The organism is Segatella copri (assembly GCF_019249795.2).
GTDB lineage: Bacteria > Bacteroidota > Bacteroidia > Bacteroidales > Bacteroidaceae > Prevotella > Prevotella copri_B.
Genome location: NZ_CP156891.1, coordinates 2,245,955 through 2,264,142, shown reverse-complemented (window position 1 = coordinate 2,264,142; position 18,188 = coordinate 2,245,955). Strand labels below are relative to the sequence as shown.

Here is an 18,188-nt window from a genome sequence, read left to right as displayed (position 1 = left end):
GAGAGATGGGGTTCTCTCTATAAAATGAATCCCAATATTATTTGCAAAGTACATAACTATTGTACCCAAGCAAAAAGGATGATTGTTGACTCATTGTTGACTAATTTCATTCTATCAGTGTTCATTAACAGGTTGACAAATAGCATAAAAAGACTTGTAGCTCAGTTGGTTACACCTTGCTAAATCCGCAGGAGTTAGTAAGGCTCGGCACAGACTCATAATCTGGAGGTCCTAGGTTCAAGCCCTAGCTGGTCCACGCTTCTATTACAGCGACTTACGAGCAATCGTGGGCCGCTGTTTTTCTTTTTGCACAGAACTTATCCGGCAAGAAAAAGAGGGCAACTGGAGCTTTTGCAACCAAGTTGCAGAAACCTTTTCGTAATTTTGCAACCGAAATAGAAAAAGGAACTGAATGTTCCTGGTTATATAGAACTAAAAGTATTGCAAAATTATGGAAGAAATGAAACATTCTCACGAACATCATCATGACTGCTCATGCGGCACAGAAGGACATGAGCACCAGGGGTGCGGTTGCCACCACCATCATCACCATGAAGAAGGCGGTTTGAAATCCAAACTCTTTCTGATAGGAGCAACCATCATCCTCCTGATTATCGCTGTTTTCATCGAAAAGGAATACAGTCTGGCTACCTGGCAGTTACTCCTCGTCTATCTCATTCCTTATTTATTGATAGGACATGAGACGCTGGGCGAAGCTGCAGAAGGTATTGCCAAGGGCGATATGTTTAACGAAAACTTTCTGATGGCTATTGCAACCATCGGAGCACTTTGCATCGGATTCTTCCCAGGATCAGATACAGAATTCCCGGAGGCAGTCTTTGTGATGCTCTTCTTTCAGGTGGGCGAACTCTTCGAAGGATATGCGGAAGGAAAGAGCCGCGACAGTATTTCGCATCTGATGAATATCCGACCGGATGTAGCGAATGTTGAAAGAAACGGAAAAGTAGAGTCGGTTTCGCCGGAAGACGTCAAGATAGGAGAAACTATCGTAATCCGTCCGGGAGAGAAAGTTCCATTGGATGGTATTGTTGTTGAGGGAAGCTCAGCCTTGAATACCATTGCCCTGACAGGTGAGAGTATGCCACGGGATTTGAATGAAGGCGATACTATCATGTCCGGTTGTATCAACCTTTCAGGAGTAGTTCGTGTACGCACCACCAAGAGTTTTGGCGAAAGTACCGTATCCAAGATTATCTCTCTGGTAGAGAGTGCAGACAAGAACAAGTCGAAGAGCGAGGCTTTCATCACCCGTTTCGCCCGAGTCTATACTCCTATCGTTGTTTTCGCAGCCATTGCCCTGGCGGTTATTCCTCCATTCCTGGCAGCTACAGGAATCGTAGGTGCAGGAACCTTTGGCGAGAACTTCCCATTATGGCTCAACCGCGCCTTGATATTCCTGGTAGTTTCCTGTCCTTGCGCCCTGGTCATCAGCGTGCCCCTCACCTTCTTTGGCGGCATCGGCGGAGCATCCCGGAACGGTATTCTCATCAAGGGCAGCAACTATATGGATGCTTTAGCCAAGGTGGGAACCGTTGTGTTCGACAAAACCGGAACTCTGACCCACGGAGAGTTTGCCGTGGCAGCTGTTCATGCTGATGATTTCTGCCTAGACCATTCATCCCACGATGCAGATAATGTGCATATTGGCGAATATTCTGACAAGGAGAAGATTCTGCTGCATTTGGCGGCTCATGCCGAGCATTTCACCACTCATCCTATCGGCGCAGCCCTGCGTACTGCCTTTCCGCAAGAAGCAACAGATGGCTGCGAGGTGACCGATGTAGAGGAGATTGCAGGACAGGGTATCCGTGCAAAAGTGAACGGCAAGGTGGTTTGCGTGGGCAACAAGAAGATGATGGAAAGCATCGGTGCCCAATGGCACGACTGCAACCAGGTGGGAACCATCATCCACGTCGCCATTGATGGCAAGTATGCGGGACATATTGTGATCAACGACACCCTTAAGGGAGGAAGCGCCCATGCCATCAGAGAGCTGAAAGAACTTGGAGTAGAGAAAACGGTAATGCTGACGGGTGACCGCAGAGAAGTAGGAGAAGATGTTGCCCACAAACTGGGACTGGACGAGTGTCGTACCGAACTGCTGCCAACCGACAAGGTTTTGCATGTAGAACAACTGCTGAAGACAAAACCGGCAGGCAAGACACTCGCTTATGTAGGCGATGGCATCAACGATGCCCCTGTATTGAAGCGTGCCGATGTGGGCATTGCCATGGGTGGACTGGGTAGCGATGCAGCCATCGAAGCTGCCGATGTAGTACTGATGGATGATGACCCTAGAAAGATTGCCCTTGCCGTGAAGATAGCCAGAAGAACCATTCATATCGCTCACGAGAACGTGGTATTTGCCATCGGAGTGAAGGTTGCCGTACTGATTCTCGCCACCATTGGTCTCGGCACCATGTGGATGGCTGTCTTTGCCGATGTAGGTGTTACGGTACTGGCTGTATTGAACGCCATGAGAAGTTTGGGTAAAAATCGTCTTTTTTATCGTTAAATACCAAAATAAGTTGTATCTTTGCAACCGAATTTTAATATACAATACTGAATGGTTATGTATAAAAAAGACATTTTGACTATGAATAAGATTATCAAACTCATCTTCGTGCTCTGCTGCTTCTGCGGCATTGCACAGGCTCAGCCTCAACGCCCTAAGCTCGTTGTAGGCATTGTTATCGACCAGATGCGATGGGATTATCTCTATCGCTACTACGCCCGCTACGGCGAAGGCGGATTCAAGAGAATGCTCGGAGAAGGATTCAGCGTAGAAAACTGCAAGATTCCTTACATCCCTTCGGTTACAGCCATCGGTCACTCTTCTATCTGGACCGGTTCCGTTCCTTCCATCCACGGAATTGCAGGAAATAACTTCGTGAAGGATGGAAAGGTAGTGAATTGTACTGCCGACGATACCGTCAACCCAGTAGGTTCTGACAGCAAGGCTGGCAAGATGTCGCCTCGCAATCTGTGGGTAACCACCATCGGCGATGAACTCCGTCTGGCTACCAACAACCGCTCTAAGGTGATTGGTGTAGCCTTGAAAGACAGAGCATCCATCCTCCCTGCAGGCCATCACGCCAATGGCGCTTTCTGGTTTGATGACAAGTCGGGCAAGTTCATCACCAGTACTTTCTATATGGATAAGTTGCCTGAGTGGGTGAACAAGTTCAACAAGCAGAAACTCCCAAACAAGTATCTTTCACAGAAATGGGAGACACTCTACCCTATCGATTCCTACAAGGAGAGCACCAACGATGACAACAACTACGAGAATGGAATTGTTGAAGGCGAAAAGGCTGTATTGCCACTCGATCTGCCTACCTTATATAAAAAGCATGGTTACAAGATTCTCCGCAGTACCCCATTCGGCTGCAACCTGACTTTCGATATTGCCAAGGCTGCCATTGAGGGAGAAAATCTGGGTAGAAACACAGATACTGATTTGCTGACCATCAGCTGCTCCAGCACCGACTACATCGGACATCAGGTGGGCGTGAACGCCATCGAAACAGAAGATTGCTATCTCAGATTAGATAAGGCATTGGCAGATTTCTTCGCTTATCTCGACCAGACCGTGGGCAAGGGAAATTATCTCACCTTCCTCACCGCCGACCATGGAGGCGTAAACAACGCCACCTTCCTGCAAGACCAGCGAATCCCTGCCGGCATCTGGAACAAGAAGGGACTGGTAGATGAATTGAACAAGAGTCTGAAGACAAAGTTCAACACCGACAAGGACCTAGTAAAGACCATTATGAACTATCAGGTATTCTTCAATACAGACATCATCGAGGAACTCGGTCTGGATTACGCAGCCATCAAGCAGGTGGGAGTAGACAGACTGAAGAAAGACAAGGACGTGCACTATGCCTTCGACATGGAGAAGACCTCTATCGAGAGCATCCCTGAAGAGCTGAAGTTTCGCGCCATTAACGGTTATAACCGCGAGCGCAGCGGAGGTGTTCAGATTGTACTGAAACCAGGTCACTACGATTATTACAGCAGCAAGGGAACTACCCACGGAGCATGGAATCCATACGATATCCATATTCCTTGCCTGTTTATGGGTTGGGGCATCCAGCACGGCGAGAGTGCCCAGCCTCACTATATGACAGATATTGCCGCTACCGTTTGTGCTATGCTGCATATTCAGGCACCTAACGGCTGCATCGGCACACCGATATTCTAATAAAAAGCAAAAAGCCAGATAATAACAAAGGCTAGGTTCACGATTCTGGGAACCTAGCCTTTATTTTTTATTCAAAAGAAGATGTTCTTCTATTCCGAGAAGAACATCTCTTATTCTTCGTTCATAATCTTCATATATTCCTCGTAAGAAATATATCTGCCACCCATCGATTTGAGATGAGGAGTCTCCAACTGACAATCTATCATCTTGCCACCGTGCTCCTGCAAGTATCTGGCAAGGAAGATGAGGGCAATCTTAGAAGCTGACGGAACCCTGGAGAACATGCTTTCTCCTATAAAAACCTTGCCGATGGTGACACCATAAAGTCCACCCACCAGTTCATCGGTTTCATTATCCCATACCTCTACGCTCGCCGCAAAGCCCTGCTTATGGAGGGCAGTAAATGCTTGGATGATGTTCTCGCCCAACCATGCGCCATCTTCCCAATACCGTCCGTTGGTCTTGCTGCATCCCCGTATCACGCCATCGAAATCTTCGTTGATTCCTATGCTGTATCTGCCCTTTCTCATCAGAGTACGCATGGAATGACTGATGTGGATTTCATCAGGGAAGATGACGAAACGTTTCATCGGACAGAACCAGAGTATTTCAGGCTGGTCACGGAAACTATACCAGGGAAAGATGCCATTGCTATAAGCCAGCAACAGGCGGTCAATACTCAAATCGCCACCAATCGCAAAGCATCCATCCTCATCGCCATAATGCGGATCGGGAAAGTAAATCTCGTCCGCAGTATCATCTATCTGTAATATCATACGCTTATCTTTTATCAAGAATTTCTTGACTAGACTTTCATTCTAATAATTAATCACCAGTTCCCTTCCGTCAAAATCGACATGCGCCTTGCCACTCTTCTTGAGTTTGCCGAAGAGCAGCGCCTTCATCAGGATCGGTTTCAGGCGGTTACCGATGACACGGTCCATCTCGCGGGCACCATATTCCTTGGTAAAGCCCCATTTCAGCAACTGTTCACGCGCAGCATCGGTTAACGTTACGGTAACTCCCTTTGCTGCCAGTTTCGCATCGAGTTGACGAAGTTTCTTGGCAAGAATCAGCTCTGCCATGTGCTTATCCATATCGTTGAACACCACCATGTCGGAAAGTCGGTTGATAAACTCAGGCTTGAAAGTCTTCTTCACCTGTGCCAGCATCGCTTCGCCACGGCTTACGTTTCCATTGAAACCAACGCTAGCCCGTGAAGCATATTGTGCTCCGGCATTTGAGGTCATGATGAGAATCACGTTACGGAAATCAGCCTTCTGACCCTTGTTATCAGTCAGACGGGCACAGTCCATTACCTGGAGCAGGATGTTGTAGATATCGCTATGCGCCTTCTCTATCTCATCGAGCAGGAGTACACAGTTTGGCGTCTTGCGGATGGCATCGGTCAGAAGTCCTCCATCCTCATAACCCACGTATCCGGCTGGCGAACCGATGAGTTTTGCCACGGTATGCTTCTCGGTATATTCACTCATATCGAAGCGTACCAGTTCGATGCCGAGTTCCTTGGCCAACTGCCGTGCCACCTCGGTTTTTCCTACTCCGGTAGGTCCCACGAAGAGGAGCGAAGCCAATGGTTTGTCATCATCTGTCAATCCCGCCTTTGCCATCATCACAGCCTCAACCACCTTGTCTACAGCCTTGTCCTGACCGTAAATCTTGTCGAGTATGCGCTGGCGGAGCGTAGCCAAAGCATCGTTATTCTCATCTTTCATCGCAGCCGCATCAATCTTGCAGACTTTAATCAGAATCTGCTGGATGATAGCCTTGGTAACATAAGAGCGCTGGCGAGATTCTACCGGATGCACTTCCAGATAAGCACCCGCCTCATCCATCAGGTCGATGGCCTTGTCTGGCAGACAGCGGTTGCTGATATATTTGGCGCTGGCACGGACGGCATATTCCAGGGCGTCCTTGCGATAGGTTACATTGTGGAACTTGTTGTATTTATACTGCAAGCCCTCCAATATCTTGATAGCCTCCTCCTCGGTAGGTTCCTTGATGTCAATCTGCTGGAACCGGCGCACGATGCCCTTGCTCTGAGCCATGTAACGGTTATATTCCTCGTAGGTGGTAGAGCCGATGAAACGGATATCGCCTGCCTCCAGATATTGCTTCAGCATATTGGATGCATCAGGTCCGCCATCTGAGCCACGACCGGCACCTATCATATTATGAATCTCATCGATGTAGATAATGGTGTTGCCTTCCTTCACGGCTCCTTCCATCACCATCTTGATGCGTTTCTCGAAGTCGCCACGATATTGGGCACCGGCAAGCATCTGTCCCATATCCATGCCGTAGATGCGAGCCCCCTTGAGGCGTTCAGGAACCTGGTTTTCGTTGATGAGTTTGGCGAGACCATAGACCAGAGCTGTTTTGCCGACTCCGGCTTCTCCGATGTGGAGCGGATTGTTCTTCTCGGCACGGCAGAGCACCTGGATGGTTCTGTCCAGTTCCTGTTCTCTTCCGATGAGCGGATTGTGCTCTTCTACCTTGTCAGAAATACAGGTAACCAGCTGATGCCAATCCTGTACAACCTGTCTTCTGCCTTCTTCCTCGTCGTCGTCATACTCGTTGGCATAATCGTCATCATCAAAGTCTGCTCCCATGCCCATGCCAGCCTCTCCAGTATCTTCTCCAATAGGATAATAACTGTCAACGCTCGCCAGGAACTCGCCCTGCCGGTCGCCCACATTCTTACACAGCAGGAAGGCGGCTTCTGAATTCTGCAAGCCAAACATCGCCTGCACAAAATGGGGTACATTCACCAGCTGTCTGTCGGCAGCAGCAGCCAGGGCGCACGCCGTTCCAAACATAGTTTTGAAGAGCGATGACGGCTCTGGCAGATACTTGATGGTTTCAGGCACACGCTCCTGCTTGGCGAGCCATCCCACCAAGTCTTCGTGCATCTTGAGGCTGTCTACGCCTTCTTCCTGCAGCGCCTGACAGAATGCATACTGCCTGAGCAACGCCAGCAGCATGTGCTCGGGCATCACGAACTCGTGGTCGAAGAACCGGGCTTGCTTCATGGCATCGTCCATCAGAACACTCATATATCGGGTCAATCCCATACTGTCCATTCTATTTTTTCCTTTCTTTTTCTTAGCATATATTGGGGATATTTCCCCGAAATCAACGCCTATTCCGGCATATAAGTGAGTTTAAGCGGAAACTTCTGCGTACGGGCTTTCTCCATCGCTTTCTCCACTTTACTCTTGGCGATGTCATAGCTGTAGGTGCCCACCACGGCTTTCTCTTCGTGATGAACCTTGAGCATGATTGCTTCAGCCTCAGCCTGCGACTTGAAGAAGATGGATTCGAGGATTTCTACCACGAAGTCCATCGGTGTGAAGTCGTCGTTGAACATCATTACCACGTAACGCCCCGGCTCCTTGAGCCTGGTTTTCTGGCGTTCACGAATTGCTGTTTGTTCTTGAGCCATATTTTAATTCTTACTTTTTATAAGCATTGGTAATCTCCACAACATAAACATCGTGGAATCCACCCTTGGCACCATACCACTGGAGCAGGTCCTTGTCAAGGAACTTCTCGGCGGTCATACTGTCCTTATAAAGTTTGCGGCATTCCAGGGTGAGTCGTGACAGATCGAAGGCGATGCTGCCGTTATCAGTTTCTACAGGAACCAGTCCTGTTTCCTTCACCTTATCCAAATCGCGTCCGCTCTTAGAGCCGCAGAAGTTATAAATCTTCCGAGCCTCCTCGCTGTTGCCGAGGAAAGAGAGAGTCATGAATTCATTCTCTTCGATGATGCCGTGGGTGAAACGCTCCGGACGGATAAAGACCACAGCCACCGGCTTGTTCCAAAGCCATCCCAAACAGCCCCAAGAGGCGGTCATCATATTGAAATGATCCTTGTTGCCGGCACATACCAGCATCCACTCCTTACCAATAGTCTCGAAGACGTTGTCATTCAGTTCTTTTACGTTGATCTTTTCCATCTTATCTGTTCCTTTCTTTTTAAGTTCTAATTACCATAAAATTGCGACAGCAGTATTCTGATTGCTGAATGCTGCCCATATCAACTGCAAAGATACAAGAATAATCTGAAAAAGCGAATGTTTCTTTAAGAAAATCGCATCACCCTATTGAGGATTATGCCTAATTAATACTTTTTTATGCCACAAGAAGGCTGAATTGAATACGATTTGTGAGGTAGGAAACCGACCTTGATTTACATTAACTTTGCATCAGCTGTTGAAAAAATAATTCACATTTTATTTTGTCAGTTGCCTAAAAGGCAGTACCTTTGCACCCCGAATGCCGAAAGCCGGGAAGGCGGAAGGCTTCCATTTTTTATTCATTTATAAACATTTAATTTAATGTACAAAACAATTTTCAACAAGCGCAACAGCTTGAAGTTCAACCGATTCTCTAACAAGAGCTACTCACTCTTCGCAGTTTTGGGACGAGAGGTACTTGTTGGTGCACTCAGCGTTGCTACCCTGAGCCATGCTAAGGCAGCAGGCGTAAGCACAGAGGGAGCCAAGGTTGATTCTACCCTCTACAAGGGCGGAAAGGCTTACGAGCTGGATGCGGTGAGCGTTACCGGATCTCGTGCGCCGATGACTGTAGAACAGTCACCTAAGATTGTGTCTGTCATTACCCGCGACGATATTCATCGTGCGGCTGCGCAGACTATCAACGATGTATTGAAATTAGCTACCGGCGTGGATGTCCGTCAGCGTGGTGGCTTTGGTGTTCAGACGGATATCTCCATCAATGGTGGAACCTTCGACCAGATTACCATTCTCCTGAATGGTGTCAACATTTCCAATCCTCAGACTGGTCACAATGCTTCTGATTTTCCTGTAGCTCTTGCTGACATCGACCACATCGAAGTGCTCGAGGGGGCAGCATCGCGCTTATTCGGAACTTCAGCCTTCAATGGTGCCATCAACATCGTAACCAAGAAGGCTAAGAGTGAGTGGGTATCTGCAAGTGTAGAAGGCGGAAGCTTTGGAAGCTTCGGAGCACAGGGACGCATTCAAACAGCTTTTGAAACGGGCAAGTGGACCCAGGCTTATTCTGTAAGCGGAGGCTACAAGCACTCGGATGGCGGCACGGACAACAGCGACTTCGAGAAGGGACAGGGCTACGGCAATCTCTCTTTCTCTTACGACCAGCGTTTCGACATCATCGCCCAGTTGGGTATTGCTAGCCAGAGCTATGGTGCCAATACTTTCTACAGCGCCAAATATAACAATCAATATGAGAAGACAGACCACGGTCTGGCTTCGCTCAATCTGAGTCTGCACAACCAGGAGAAGACCTGGGAGATTGCGCCTCAATTCTATTATAACAAATTCAAGGATCACTATCAGATGATTCGTGGAAAGGCTGGAGCTGCAGCAGGCGAGAACTATCACGACCTAGATGTTTATGGTGGTGGACTGAATGCCAACGTGGCTTGGGCTTTGGGTAAGACCGCAGTGGGTTTCGACATCAGCAAGGAGTGCATCTACTCTACTGCATTGGGCGAGGAACTCGCAGAGAAAGACTATAAGGATATCTCGGGTTCTGACCGTCAATATACCCGAAAGGGCGAGCGCACTAATACCAACATCATGCTGGAGCACAACTTCATCTTCGGCGGCTTCACCTTGTCGGCTGGTGTCTTGGCTAACAAGAATACAGGTCTTGACAACGACTTCCGTTTCTATCCTGGTGTAGATATGAGTTATCGTCCTAACGACAACTGGAAGTTCTACGCTTCCTGGAACAAGGCATTGAGAATGCCTACCTACACCGATTTATACATGAGTAATGCGGTGCAGCAGGGCGACATCAACCTAAACCCGGAGAAGAACTCAACCCTCAAGGTGGGAACTCAATATCGCCAGACTGGTTTTGCCGCAACCGTAAGCGGATTCTACGCACACGGCACCAACATGATTGACTGGGTTCAGACATCCGTGACCGAGCAGAATGACAGCAAGTATCACGTGATGAACATCGGAAAGCTCAACAACATGGGCTACAACGTAGACGCTACTATCTACATGAGAGAATTGGTACCAAACAGTTTCATCACCCGCATCAAGTTGGGTTATGCTTACATCTATCAGGATCATAAGACCGAAACAAACATTCTGAAATCACTCTATGCATTGGAGTATCTGAAGCACAAGGCTGTATTCGGTCTGGATCATCAGATTTGGAACAAGCTTTCAGCTTCGTGGAGCGTAAGATGGCAGCAGAGAATGAATGGCTATCATCCATATACCAAGGTAGATTGCAAACTGATGTGGGACGAGAAGAAATACAATATCTTCGTGAAAGCCGACAACATCACTTGCCACCGCTACTACGACCTCACAGCTGTTAAGCAGCCAGGTTTGTGGATTATGGCAGGAGCCAGCGTAAATCTCGGCCGATAATATAATCTGACAATAATCATCCCAAAAGATGATAAATATCCGAAACACGATTCGGATATCAAATAAAAAAACGAGCCTTGATGGAGGTTTCTTCCTTCCGTCAAGGCTCGTTTCCTTTTATTCCGGCTATTTCCTTTTATTTCAGTTATTCCGGTTTCTGATATTTTCCGTTCACTTTTATCGGTTCGAGATGGATTCCCACATGGGTATCTGCACCGAAGTGCTGCTTCAGTTTTATTTCTATATGAGTAGCATGCTCATGCGCCTCATAAAGCGAAAGAGAACCCGGCATACGGACGTGCATTTCTATCGCAATCTTGTTTCCGATGCGACGGGTACGCAGGTTATGAATCTCTCCCACTCCCTCTTCTTCATTTGCAATCTTCAGGATTTCATCTTCCTCAGTTTCTGGAAGACTGGCATCCGTCAGTTCTTTTACAGACTGCATCACCAGTCCCCAGGCGGCCTTGATGATAAAGGCACTCACGATGATGGCTGCAAGCGGATCGAGCACCGCCCATTTTTCTCCCAGGATGATGGCGCCACCAATACCGAACATCGTTCCGATACTCGATAAAGCATCGCTGCGATGATGCCAGGCATTCGCCACTACAGCCTCGGAATGATATTTCTTTCCGGCTTTAACCGTAAACTGATAAGCCCATTCCTTCATCACGATACTTACGATGGCAGCAATCAAGGCTACAACGCCCGGCTGCTGCAATGTCTCGCCGCAGATGGCACGATAAGTCTTGGTTACGCCAGAATAACAGATCATCACACCCACCACGAAGAGCGAAATACCGATGATGGCTGTGGCAAGCGTCTCGTATTTGCCATGACCATAATCATGGTCCTTATCCATCGGCTTATTGCCCAGTTTTACGAATACCAGTACCACCACATCGGTGGCGAAATCGGTAAGCGAATGGATGGCATCCGCTATCATAGCTGCCGAATGTCCGAGAATACCTGCAGCAAACTTCAGCACGAGCAGCACCACATTGATGATGCTTCCCGCTATCGTCACCTTATATACTTCCTTTACTCTATCCGCATCAGCGGAATGATTCTTTTTCGTTTCTGCGGGCATCTCTTGCTCGTTATATATTCTCTCATTCTTGTCCATACTATAAAATATAACAGAAGTCCTTTGCTTCCTTAATAATGTTTTTGTATAACCAAATTCCTGTCTTTCATGAATTGAGCGGCAAAAGTACATCTTTTTTCTGAAATCGGATAAAAAGAGAGATTAAAAAAGTATAACGAATAGGGAATAATGTGATAGCGAAGAGAGAAAAGCATGGAATTTTGTGATAAAACGCCTTAAAACAATAGGAATTTTGTGATTTTCAGTCCGAATTCCTTTGGAATTTTGTGATAAAGTTGTATCTTTGCACTCGAATAAGAACTATAAACATATTGATTATGAAGCTTTTGCGCAGAAAGATTGATAATTATCTCAAGGAATGGAAAAGCGATAAGGAGAGAATGCCCCTCATCGTGAAGGGAGCCCGACAAGTAGGAAAGACCGCTTCCATCCTACAATTCGCCCATGACAACTATCAAAATGTGGTTGCCATCAACTTCGTATTGCAACAAAAATACAAGGCAATCTTCGAAGAAGGTTACGAGGTAGACAGCATTATCCGGAACCTCACCCTCATCAATCCTTCTCTCAAGATAGAAGCAGGTAACACACTCATCTTCTTCGACGAGATGCAGGATTGTCCTGCCTGCGCCACCAGTCTGAAAGCCTTCAAGATAGATGGCAGGTACGATGTTATCTGCTCTGGTTCGCTTATGGGTATCAATTATCGCGAGATAGAATCGAACAGCGTGGGATATAAGGAAGACTACACGATGCACTCAATGGATTTCGAGGAATTCCTATGGGCAAAAGGTTATGATTCTGCCTTTATAGAACGCCTTTACGAAAAGATGGTCTCCATCACACCACTTTCTAATATGGAAATGGATATTTTAGAGAGGCTATTCCGTGAATACATGACTATCGGAGGAATGCCTGCCGTAGTCAATATGTACGTGAGCAACGGAAACTTCAGCGGCACGCTCAAGATACAGCGCCAGCTTCTTCTTGACTATGAGGAAGACATTACGAAATATGCGCAAGGACTCGACAAAGGAAAAATCAAGAACGTGTACGACCATATTTCTGTCTTCCTGGGACAAGACAACAAGAAATTTCAGATAAGCAAGATTGCCCATGGAGCAAGAAACAGAGAATACGTTGGCACCATCGAATGGCTTCGTGATGCAGGTATCATCAACGTTTGCTATTGTCTCGCCCAAGTATCCTTACCTCTGAAAGGCAACTACGACCCGAAATCGTACAAACTCTATTATAAGGACACGGGCTTGCTGGTTGCCTCGCTAGATGAGGAATCGCAAGAAGACATCAGAGTGAACAAGAACTATGGTACCTACAAGGGCGCCATCTACGAAAACATCGTTGGAGACATACTGGTAAAGCAAGGCTATAATCTTTACTTCTATCGCAACGAGAAATCTACCCTAGAGATGGATTTCTTCATTCGTGATGCCCAGTCGCTCATCCCCGTTGAAGTAAAAGCCACGGATAATGCCACCAAGTCGCTCGCCAAGCTAACAGCACAAGATGGTAAATATCCCGACATCAGATACGGCATCAAGCTCTGCAATAAGAACATCGGTTTCAATGGTAAGTTTTACACCTTCCCCTACTTCCTCACCTTCCTGCTCAAACGATTTGTGAGAAGAGAAAGATAGAAATGCGGAAATCCGCAAAAATCTTTCCTGTTATGATTGTAAATATAGAGACTAATATCTACCTTTGCTACGTATAGACGATAGTTTTATAAAGTATGTGATAACAGGCGACCTCATCAAGAAATACCAAAACGATGACGGCATCGTATTTATGGACGTATTTGATTTCTTGTTGGATAAGGAGTCTATATGATAATTTATAAGGAAAAGGCTAATGGCAATCTTGGATATTTCCCCTCCAAGATTGCCATTTATCCCTAAGTAAATCGAGAGTTATAAACTCGAATATTTTATGAAAGCCCAAAGACTATCGGGATAGTATATTTCACCCTAACACAGTTTCCCTTAAGCTTCCCTGGTTTCCATTTAGGCATAGCCTTGACTATTCGCATAGCCTCTTTATCCAAAGAAGGATCAACACTTCTTGTAATCTCAACATCTGTAATTCTTCCATCTTTATCGACAACAAATTTTACTATCACCCTACCTTGGATTCCATTTTCTTGTGCAACTACAGGATATTTGAGATTAGCCGCAATGAAGGATGATAAGGCATTAGAGCCACCAGGGAACGAAGGCATTTCTTCTACTTGCTCGTAAATTTTATCTGTATCAACCAATTCCGAATTGCCATCTATTGACATCATGATCGGCTTGACAGGTTCCTCTTTTTTAAAAACATAAACATAATTTGCAAGGTACTTGTTTTTTATCCCCAAATCATTAAATTTTACGACCAAAGGCTTTGCATCTTTATACGTTACCTTTGCTGTATCTGCATCTATGAAGAAATCCTCATTTATCTCACCATAATACCCTTCCCCCAGACGATGACCACGCATAATCCAATAAGGCTTTCGATTTACGAGTATCGAAGTCGGACAAATCATATTCTGAACATAAACGAACTTGCCAAAACGACGTAGTCGCTCTGCAGTCTGAAATCCCCTATTAAAATCCTCTTGAAATTGTGGAGCTTCCGCTATAGGCACAGATACATATATGGTAGCTCTTATTTCATTAAAATTACATGTAATAGGAAAATATTCTTTGTCGGCATTATACTTTTCCAAATCCAAGCTCCAATTTTCCCCCATTCTATCCTTAATTGCGTCATAGCAAATGGAGTCAAACACAAACTTTGAAGATTGCTGTAAACGCAGTTCGTAAGCTGTAGTCTTCTCGAATTCTCTTATCTCATTCCATGCACTAAATTTTTCCTTCACACTTTTCATGACTCGTCCTCTGTCGGTCATTTCATATCGTTCCCGTTCTGAATTTTTTGCTGCATTCTCAATAAGTCTTTGCCAAAACAGTGTATTTGAATCCACCGACTTTTTATTTCTTGCACCTCTATTGTTCTTACCCATAGAAGTGGTCTTACCCTTAACCGTTTGAGACGTTTGCCCCATTTTTCTCATTTGAGGCTTTCTCGTTTGAGCATTGCTACCAACCATACATAGCAAAGCTACTATAAGTAAAATAATATGTTTCATAATTTTCCTTTTTTATAGAAAAGCATTAGTACTATTTATTTCCATCTTTATCCCATCATTTTCTCCTCGCGAAAATCTTACGAACCTTTGTCCATCCCACTCTTGAGATTTTCTGACGCAATAAGTTTGGAAGCCATATCCCTTATCTACGATTCTTACCAGAAAAGGATTCCAATCGTAATATGCTTTGTTTATCACTTCTGTTATATCCACGCCATCCAATTCCTTCCGTTCTTTCATCGGAAGTTCCATCACGCAGCTTCCATATTGGTTAAAAGCATCAACGGTATGACGTTCACACTCTGCAGAATGCCAAAACGTTTTACTAGGATACTTCATCTCCATTATCAGAAGCAATCTTCTTTTCAACTCGCCTGATACAATTGCAGGAAAGACAAAATCCTCGTATGATGTTTCATCGTCATAAACGTACACATTATCACCTCCATCCGTCAAATACCAGAAATAGTCATCACCCTCTTTCAGCATTTTAAATGCATATACTTCTTGTGCTTCGTCAGATAAAGTATCACCTTTTGTAGTTTGTGCTTTTGCTGCTTCTTTCACAAGCTCTCTGCCCCCTTCTTTCAGTCCTACTTTTATCCCAACAAACAGAATTACCACAAGTATAGCAGAAAGCACCTTCCAAGACTTTCGCCAGAAAGATGTTTTCTCCTCACGATCAACTGTGGTGCTTGCCTCTTCAGGCTCTATACTATCTACTTTTTGAGTCATAGACTTTTCTGTGTCAGCATCAAGCCATTCACCGCAATATCTACATTTTTTTGCCACGGCAAGGATTTCCTCCCCACAATAGGGGCAACGTTTATGCTTTGTATCCATACATTTCTATTTGTCAAACAAATCTTGATAAACCTTAGCCCATTCTCGCCAAGAATATCCACGAGAAGGATGACGCTGGCGAATCATAAGAGCCTTATCTTCGCCGCCAGTGCTAAACCAACGAGTATTAACCTCATCACCATTAGCCAGAAACAGTTTCTCACCATCTTTCTCGCCAAGAGGATAAAGTCTATTGAAGAGACCATAACCCCAAGTTATGATAACATCAGGTTTCAACTCTTCAAGAATTTCCTTGAATGCCGAAACAGAGCTATTAAACTCGTCAGAAATATCCTTTACACCTGGTCTTGCTATATTGAACTGAATAAAATTGTAAAAAGCAAGTTGATTCCAAACGCATTCTCTATCATCTACAGATATTTCCCTGTTCAACAAAGCCTTTGTTTGGCTAGTATAGCCTCTATAGAAAGAGGCATCTTCACCACTTACAAAACCGTCCACAATTTCTTGAGTAAATGTATGGTGACAAGGAGCACCAGCATTTTCTTCATTATAATGGCTTAGTCCTAACAACAACACTTTCTTGCCACTATTCAAGAATCCTTTCTCGTAATCCTTACCAACAAAAGGATAAGCATTTACATGTTTCATACGCTATTCTATTTTAAAGTTATTAAATGTCGGGGACAAAGATAGTGGTTCTATTTGAAACTATCAAGTCCATAATGGTTCATAAGCGAAATTTCTTGATTTCGGCTTAACAAAAGTAGTAAAAATCGTTCTGTTTCATTGGTATATTATCATTTTGCCAGGTGTTCCCGAGACTTGGCGGGTTAAGATTTCGGTTTCGGCAAAATAAAAAAGCGTGGGAACTTACCCGTCACTCGTCCCACTCTCTGAGGCCTTCGCATTGCCCTGCACTGTTGAACGAGCAACGTCGAAGCCCACGCCGATATGTATACACTTTTCCCTATACGGATATAAGACCTATCGCTTTGACGCAATAAGCCATACCAGTAAAGGAATGTGAATTAACACATCCCGAGAGCACCTACCGTTGCTATGTTCATTGACAGTGCATGAAGTTTGCGAAGTTTCAGAAAGTCAAGAACAAAGCGCTAAGTATGCGCCTTTTCCATTATGTCGTGATCCTTACTCAGAATCATCGGCAAATATACGAATAATGTTTGAAAGAGCAAAAGTTTTAAGCAAAAAATCTTCATTGAGGGATAAAAATCATCAAATTCCTCCCTCTCTGAGGGATTTTTCTGTATTTAACCACGCTATGCGAAATTTTTATTGTACTTTTGCACCCGTGCTTGGAAAAGCAACAAATAAAACAGAAGAGTAAACGATATGGCAGAAAAGAATAGCATACCCCAATTCGTGAATAGCGAATCTATTATGTCGGATAGCAACTATGTGAAGTGGCTCTCCGATTTGAAAGGTCGTATTCGCATCGCCCAACTCAAAGCGGCTATCAAAGTCAATGAAGAGTTGCACAAGCTTTATTGGAGCTTGGGAGAAGACATTTGTAACAAGCAAAAGCTATATAAGTGGGGCACTAATTTTATAAAACAGCTTAGTTTGGACTTGCGTTCTGCATTTCCAAATGTAGAAGGTTTTTCTTGGTCAAATCTTTATAAAATACGCAAGTGGTATCTCTTCTATTCTTCGCAAAATGATTTTTTGTACCAAGCTGGTACAAAATTAGAAACCTTAGAAAGTACTAGCGTTCCTATGCCTGCGATTTTGCTTCGTGTACCCTGGAGGCATCAGACTGTCATTGTCTCAAAATGCAAGACCATATTGGAGGCAATATTCTATCTCAACCAAGTGATTGAAGGCAATTTGAGTCGTAATGAGTTAGAACATATTATCGAAGCCCATCTTTATGAGCAAAAGGGAAAAGCCTTGAATAACTTTGAGTCCACACTCCCTGCGCCACAGAAAGCCTTGGCTAACGAGATGCTCAAAGACCCTTATAAATTAGATTTCTTATCCATGGCTGGCGACTTCTCGGAAAAGGACCTAGAGGATAAGCTGGCTCAAAACATTACTCGTTTTTTACTCGAACTGGGCAAAGGTTTTGCTTATGTTGGGCGACAAATGGAACTTACCACACCAAGTGGAAAATCATACTTCCCCGACATGGTATTCTATCATACCAAACTCAAATGTTATGTTGTGATTGAGCTAAAAGTGGTTGATTTCATGCCAGAGTTTGTTGGCAAACTTAACTTTTATGTTGCAGCAGCCGACGAACTTTTAAAAGACGAAGGAGATAACCCTAGCATTGGTATTCTGCTATGCAAAGACAAAGATTCATCTGTTGTTGAGTGGGCTTTAAGAGGCATTACCACTCCATTAGGTGTTGCAAGTTACCAGCTACAAGAGGTATATGAGCGAACTTTACTCGAAATGAAAGAGCAATCCACAAAGAATTCCACTAGCAATAACAACGATTAA

General features: G+C 45.0%; 12 protein-coding genes and 1 pseudogene. 5 read left to right on the top strand and 8 right to left on the bottom strand.

Features of this window, described 5'->3' with window-relative positions; all coding sequences use genetic code 11:
* Positions 1 to 565: 565 nt before the first annotated feature.
* Positions 566 to 2,536 (top strand): heavy metal translocating P-type ATPase, encoded by a 1,971-nt coding sequence (locus tag KUA48_RS09545; protein WP_153094460.1) that lies wholly within the window; start codon positions 566 to 568, stop codon positions 2,534 to 2,536.
* An 81-nt stretch (positions 2,537 to 2,617) separates the two neighbouring features.
* Entirely contained in the window at positions 2,618 to 4,228 is a 1,611-nt protein-coding gene (gene pafA, locus KUA48_RS09540; protein ID WP_218433439.1) for an alkaline phosphatase PafA, read from the top strand.
* 110 nt (positions 4,229 to 4,338) lie between these two features.
* Here pafA and aat read toward each other — a convergent pair whose 3' ends face one another.
* The 4 genes from aat to KUA48_RS09520 all read right to left on the bottom strand — a co-directional run bounded on the left by aat (position 4,339) and on the right by KUA48_RS09520 (position 8,211).
* Positions 4,339 to 5,004, bottom strand: coding sequence for a leucyl/phenylalanyl-tRNA--protein transferase (aat, locus tag KUA48_RS09535; protein ID WP_153087762.1), 666 nt, complete (start codon positions 5,002 to 5,004; stop codon positions 4,339 to 4,341).
* Positions 5,005 to 5,046: 42 nt separating this feature from the next.
* On the bottom strand, positions 5,047 to 7,281 hold the full coding sequence (locus KUA48_RS09530; protein ID WP_371833707.1) for an AAA family ATPase: 2,235 nt from the start codon (positions 7,279 to 7,281) through the stop codon (positions 5,047 to 5,049).
* A 110-nt stretch (positions 7,282 to 7,391) separates the two neighbouring features.
* A complete protein-coding gene (locus tag KUA48_RS09525; RefSeq protein ID WP_006849241.1) occupies positions 7,392 to 7,694 on the bottom strand; it encodes an ATP-dependent Clp protease adaptor ClpS in 303 nt (100 codons plus the stop codon).
* Positions 7,695 to 7,704: 10 nt separating this feature from the next.
* The gene (locus KUA48_RS09520) at positions 7,705 to 8,211 is read right to left on the bottom strand and encodes a flavin reductase (RefSeq protein WP_153079412.1); all 507 of its coding nucleotides are present in this window, start codon (positions 8,209 to 8,211) and stop codon (positions 7,705 to 7,707) included.
* Positions 8,212 to 8,592: 381 nt separating this feature from the next.
* On the opposite strand from KUA48_RS09520, the gene KUA48_RS09515 reads away from it, so the two are divergent.
* Complete coding sequence (locus KUA48_RS09515; protein WP_153079411.1) at positions 8,593 to 10,650, top strand: TonB-dependent siderophore receptor; 2,058 nt, start codon at positions 8,593 to 8,595, stop codon at positions 10,648 to 10,650.
* A 145-nt stretch (positions 10,651 to 10,795) separates the two neighbouring features.
* On the opposite strand, the gene KUA48_RS09510 is transcribed toward KUA48_RS09515, so the two are convergent.
* Positions 10,796 to 11,779: a cation diffusion facilitator family transporter gene (locus KUA48_RS09510; protein WP_371833694.1), complete on the bottom strand. Its 984-nt coding sequence runs from the start codon at positions 11,777 to 11,779 to the stop codon at positions 10,796 to 10,798.
* A 299-nt stretch (positions 11,780 to 12,078) separates the two neighbouring features.
* Between KUA48_RS09510 and KUA48_RS09505 the strand changes: the two genes are divergently transcribed.
* Positions 12,079 to 13,419, top strand: a complete 1,341-nt coding sequence (locus tag KUA48_RS09505; RefSeq protein WP_334649349.1) for a DUF4143 domain-containing protein — start codon at positions 12,079 to 12,081, stop codon at positions 13,417 to 13,419.
* Between the two features lie 290 nt (positions 13,420 to 13,709).
* On the opposite strand, the pseudogene KUA48_RS09500 reads toward KUA48_RS09505, so the two are convergent.
* The 3 genes and pseudogenes from KUA48_RS09500 to KUA48_RS09490 all read right to left on the bottom strand — a co-directional run.
* A pseudogene (locus KUA48_RS09500) lies at positions 13,710 to 14,027 on the bottom strand (energy transducer TonB); the annotation flags it as partial.
* A gap of 900 nt (positions 14,028 to 14,927) precedes the next feature.
* Positions 14,928 to 15,758, bottom strand: a complete 831-nt coding sequence (locus tag KUA48_RS09495) for a zinc ribbon domain-containing protein (RefSeq protein ID WP_218433434.1) — start codon at positions 15,756 to 15,758, stop codon at positions 14,928 to 14,930.
* A gap of 6 nt (positions 15,759 to 15,764) precedes the next feature.
* The gene (locus tag KUA48_RS09490) at positions 15,765 to 16,370 is read right to left on the bottom strand and encodes a hypothetical protein (protein WP_218433432.1); all 606 of its coding nucleotides are present in this window, start codon (positions 16,368 to 16,370) and stop codon (positions 15,765 to 15,767) included.
* A 705-nt stretch (positions 16,371 to 17,075) separates the two neighbouring features.
* Between KUA48_RS09490 and KUA48_RS09485 the strand changes: the two genes are divergently transcribed.
* Positions 17,076 to 18,188: a YhcG family protein gene (locus tag KUA48_RS09485; protein WP_218433431.1), complete on the top strand. Its 1,113-nt coding sequence runs from the start codon at positions 17,076 to 17,078 to the stop codon at positions 18,186 to 18,188.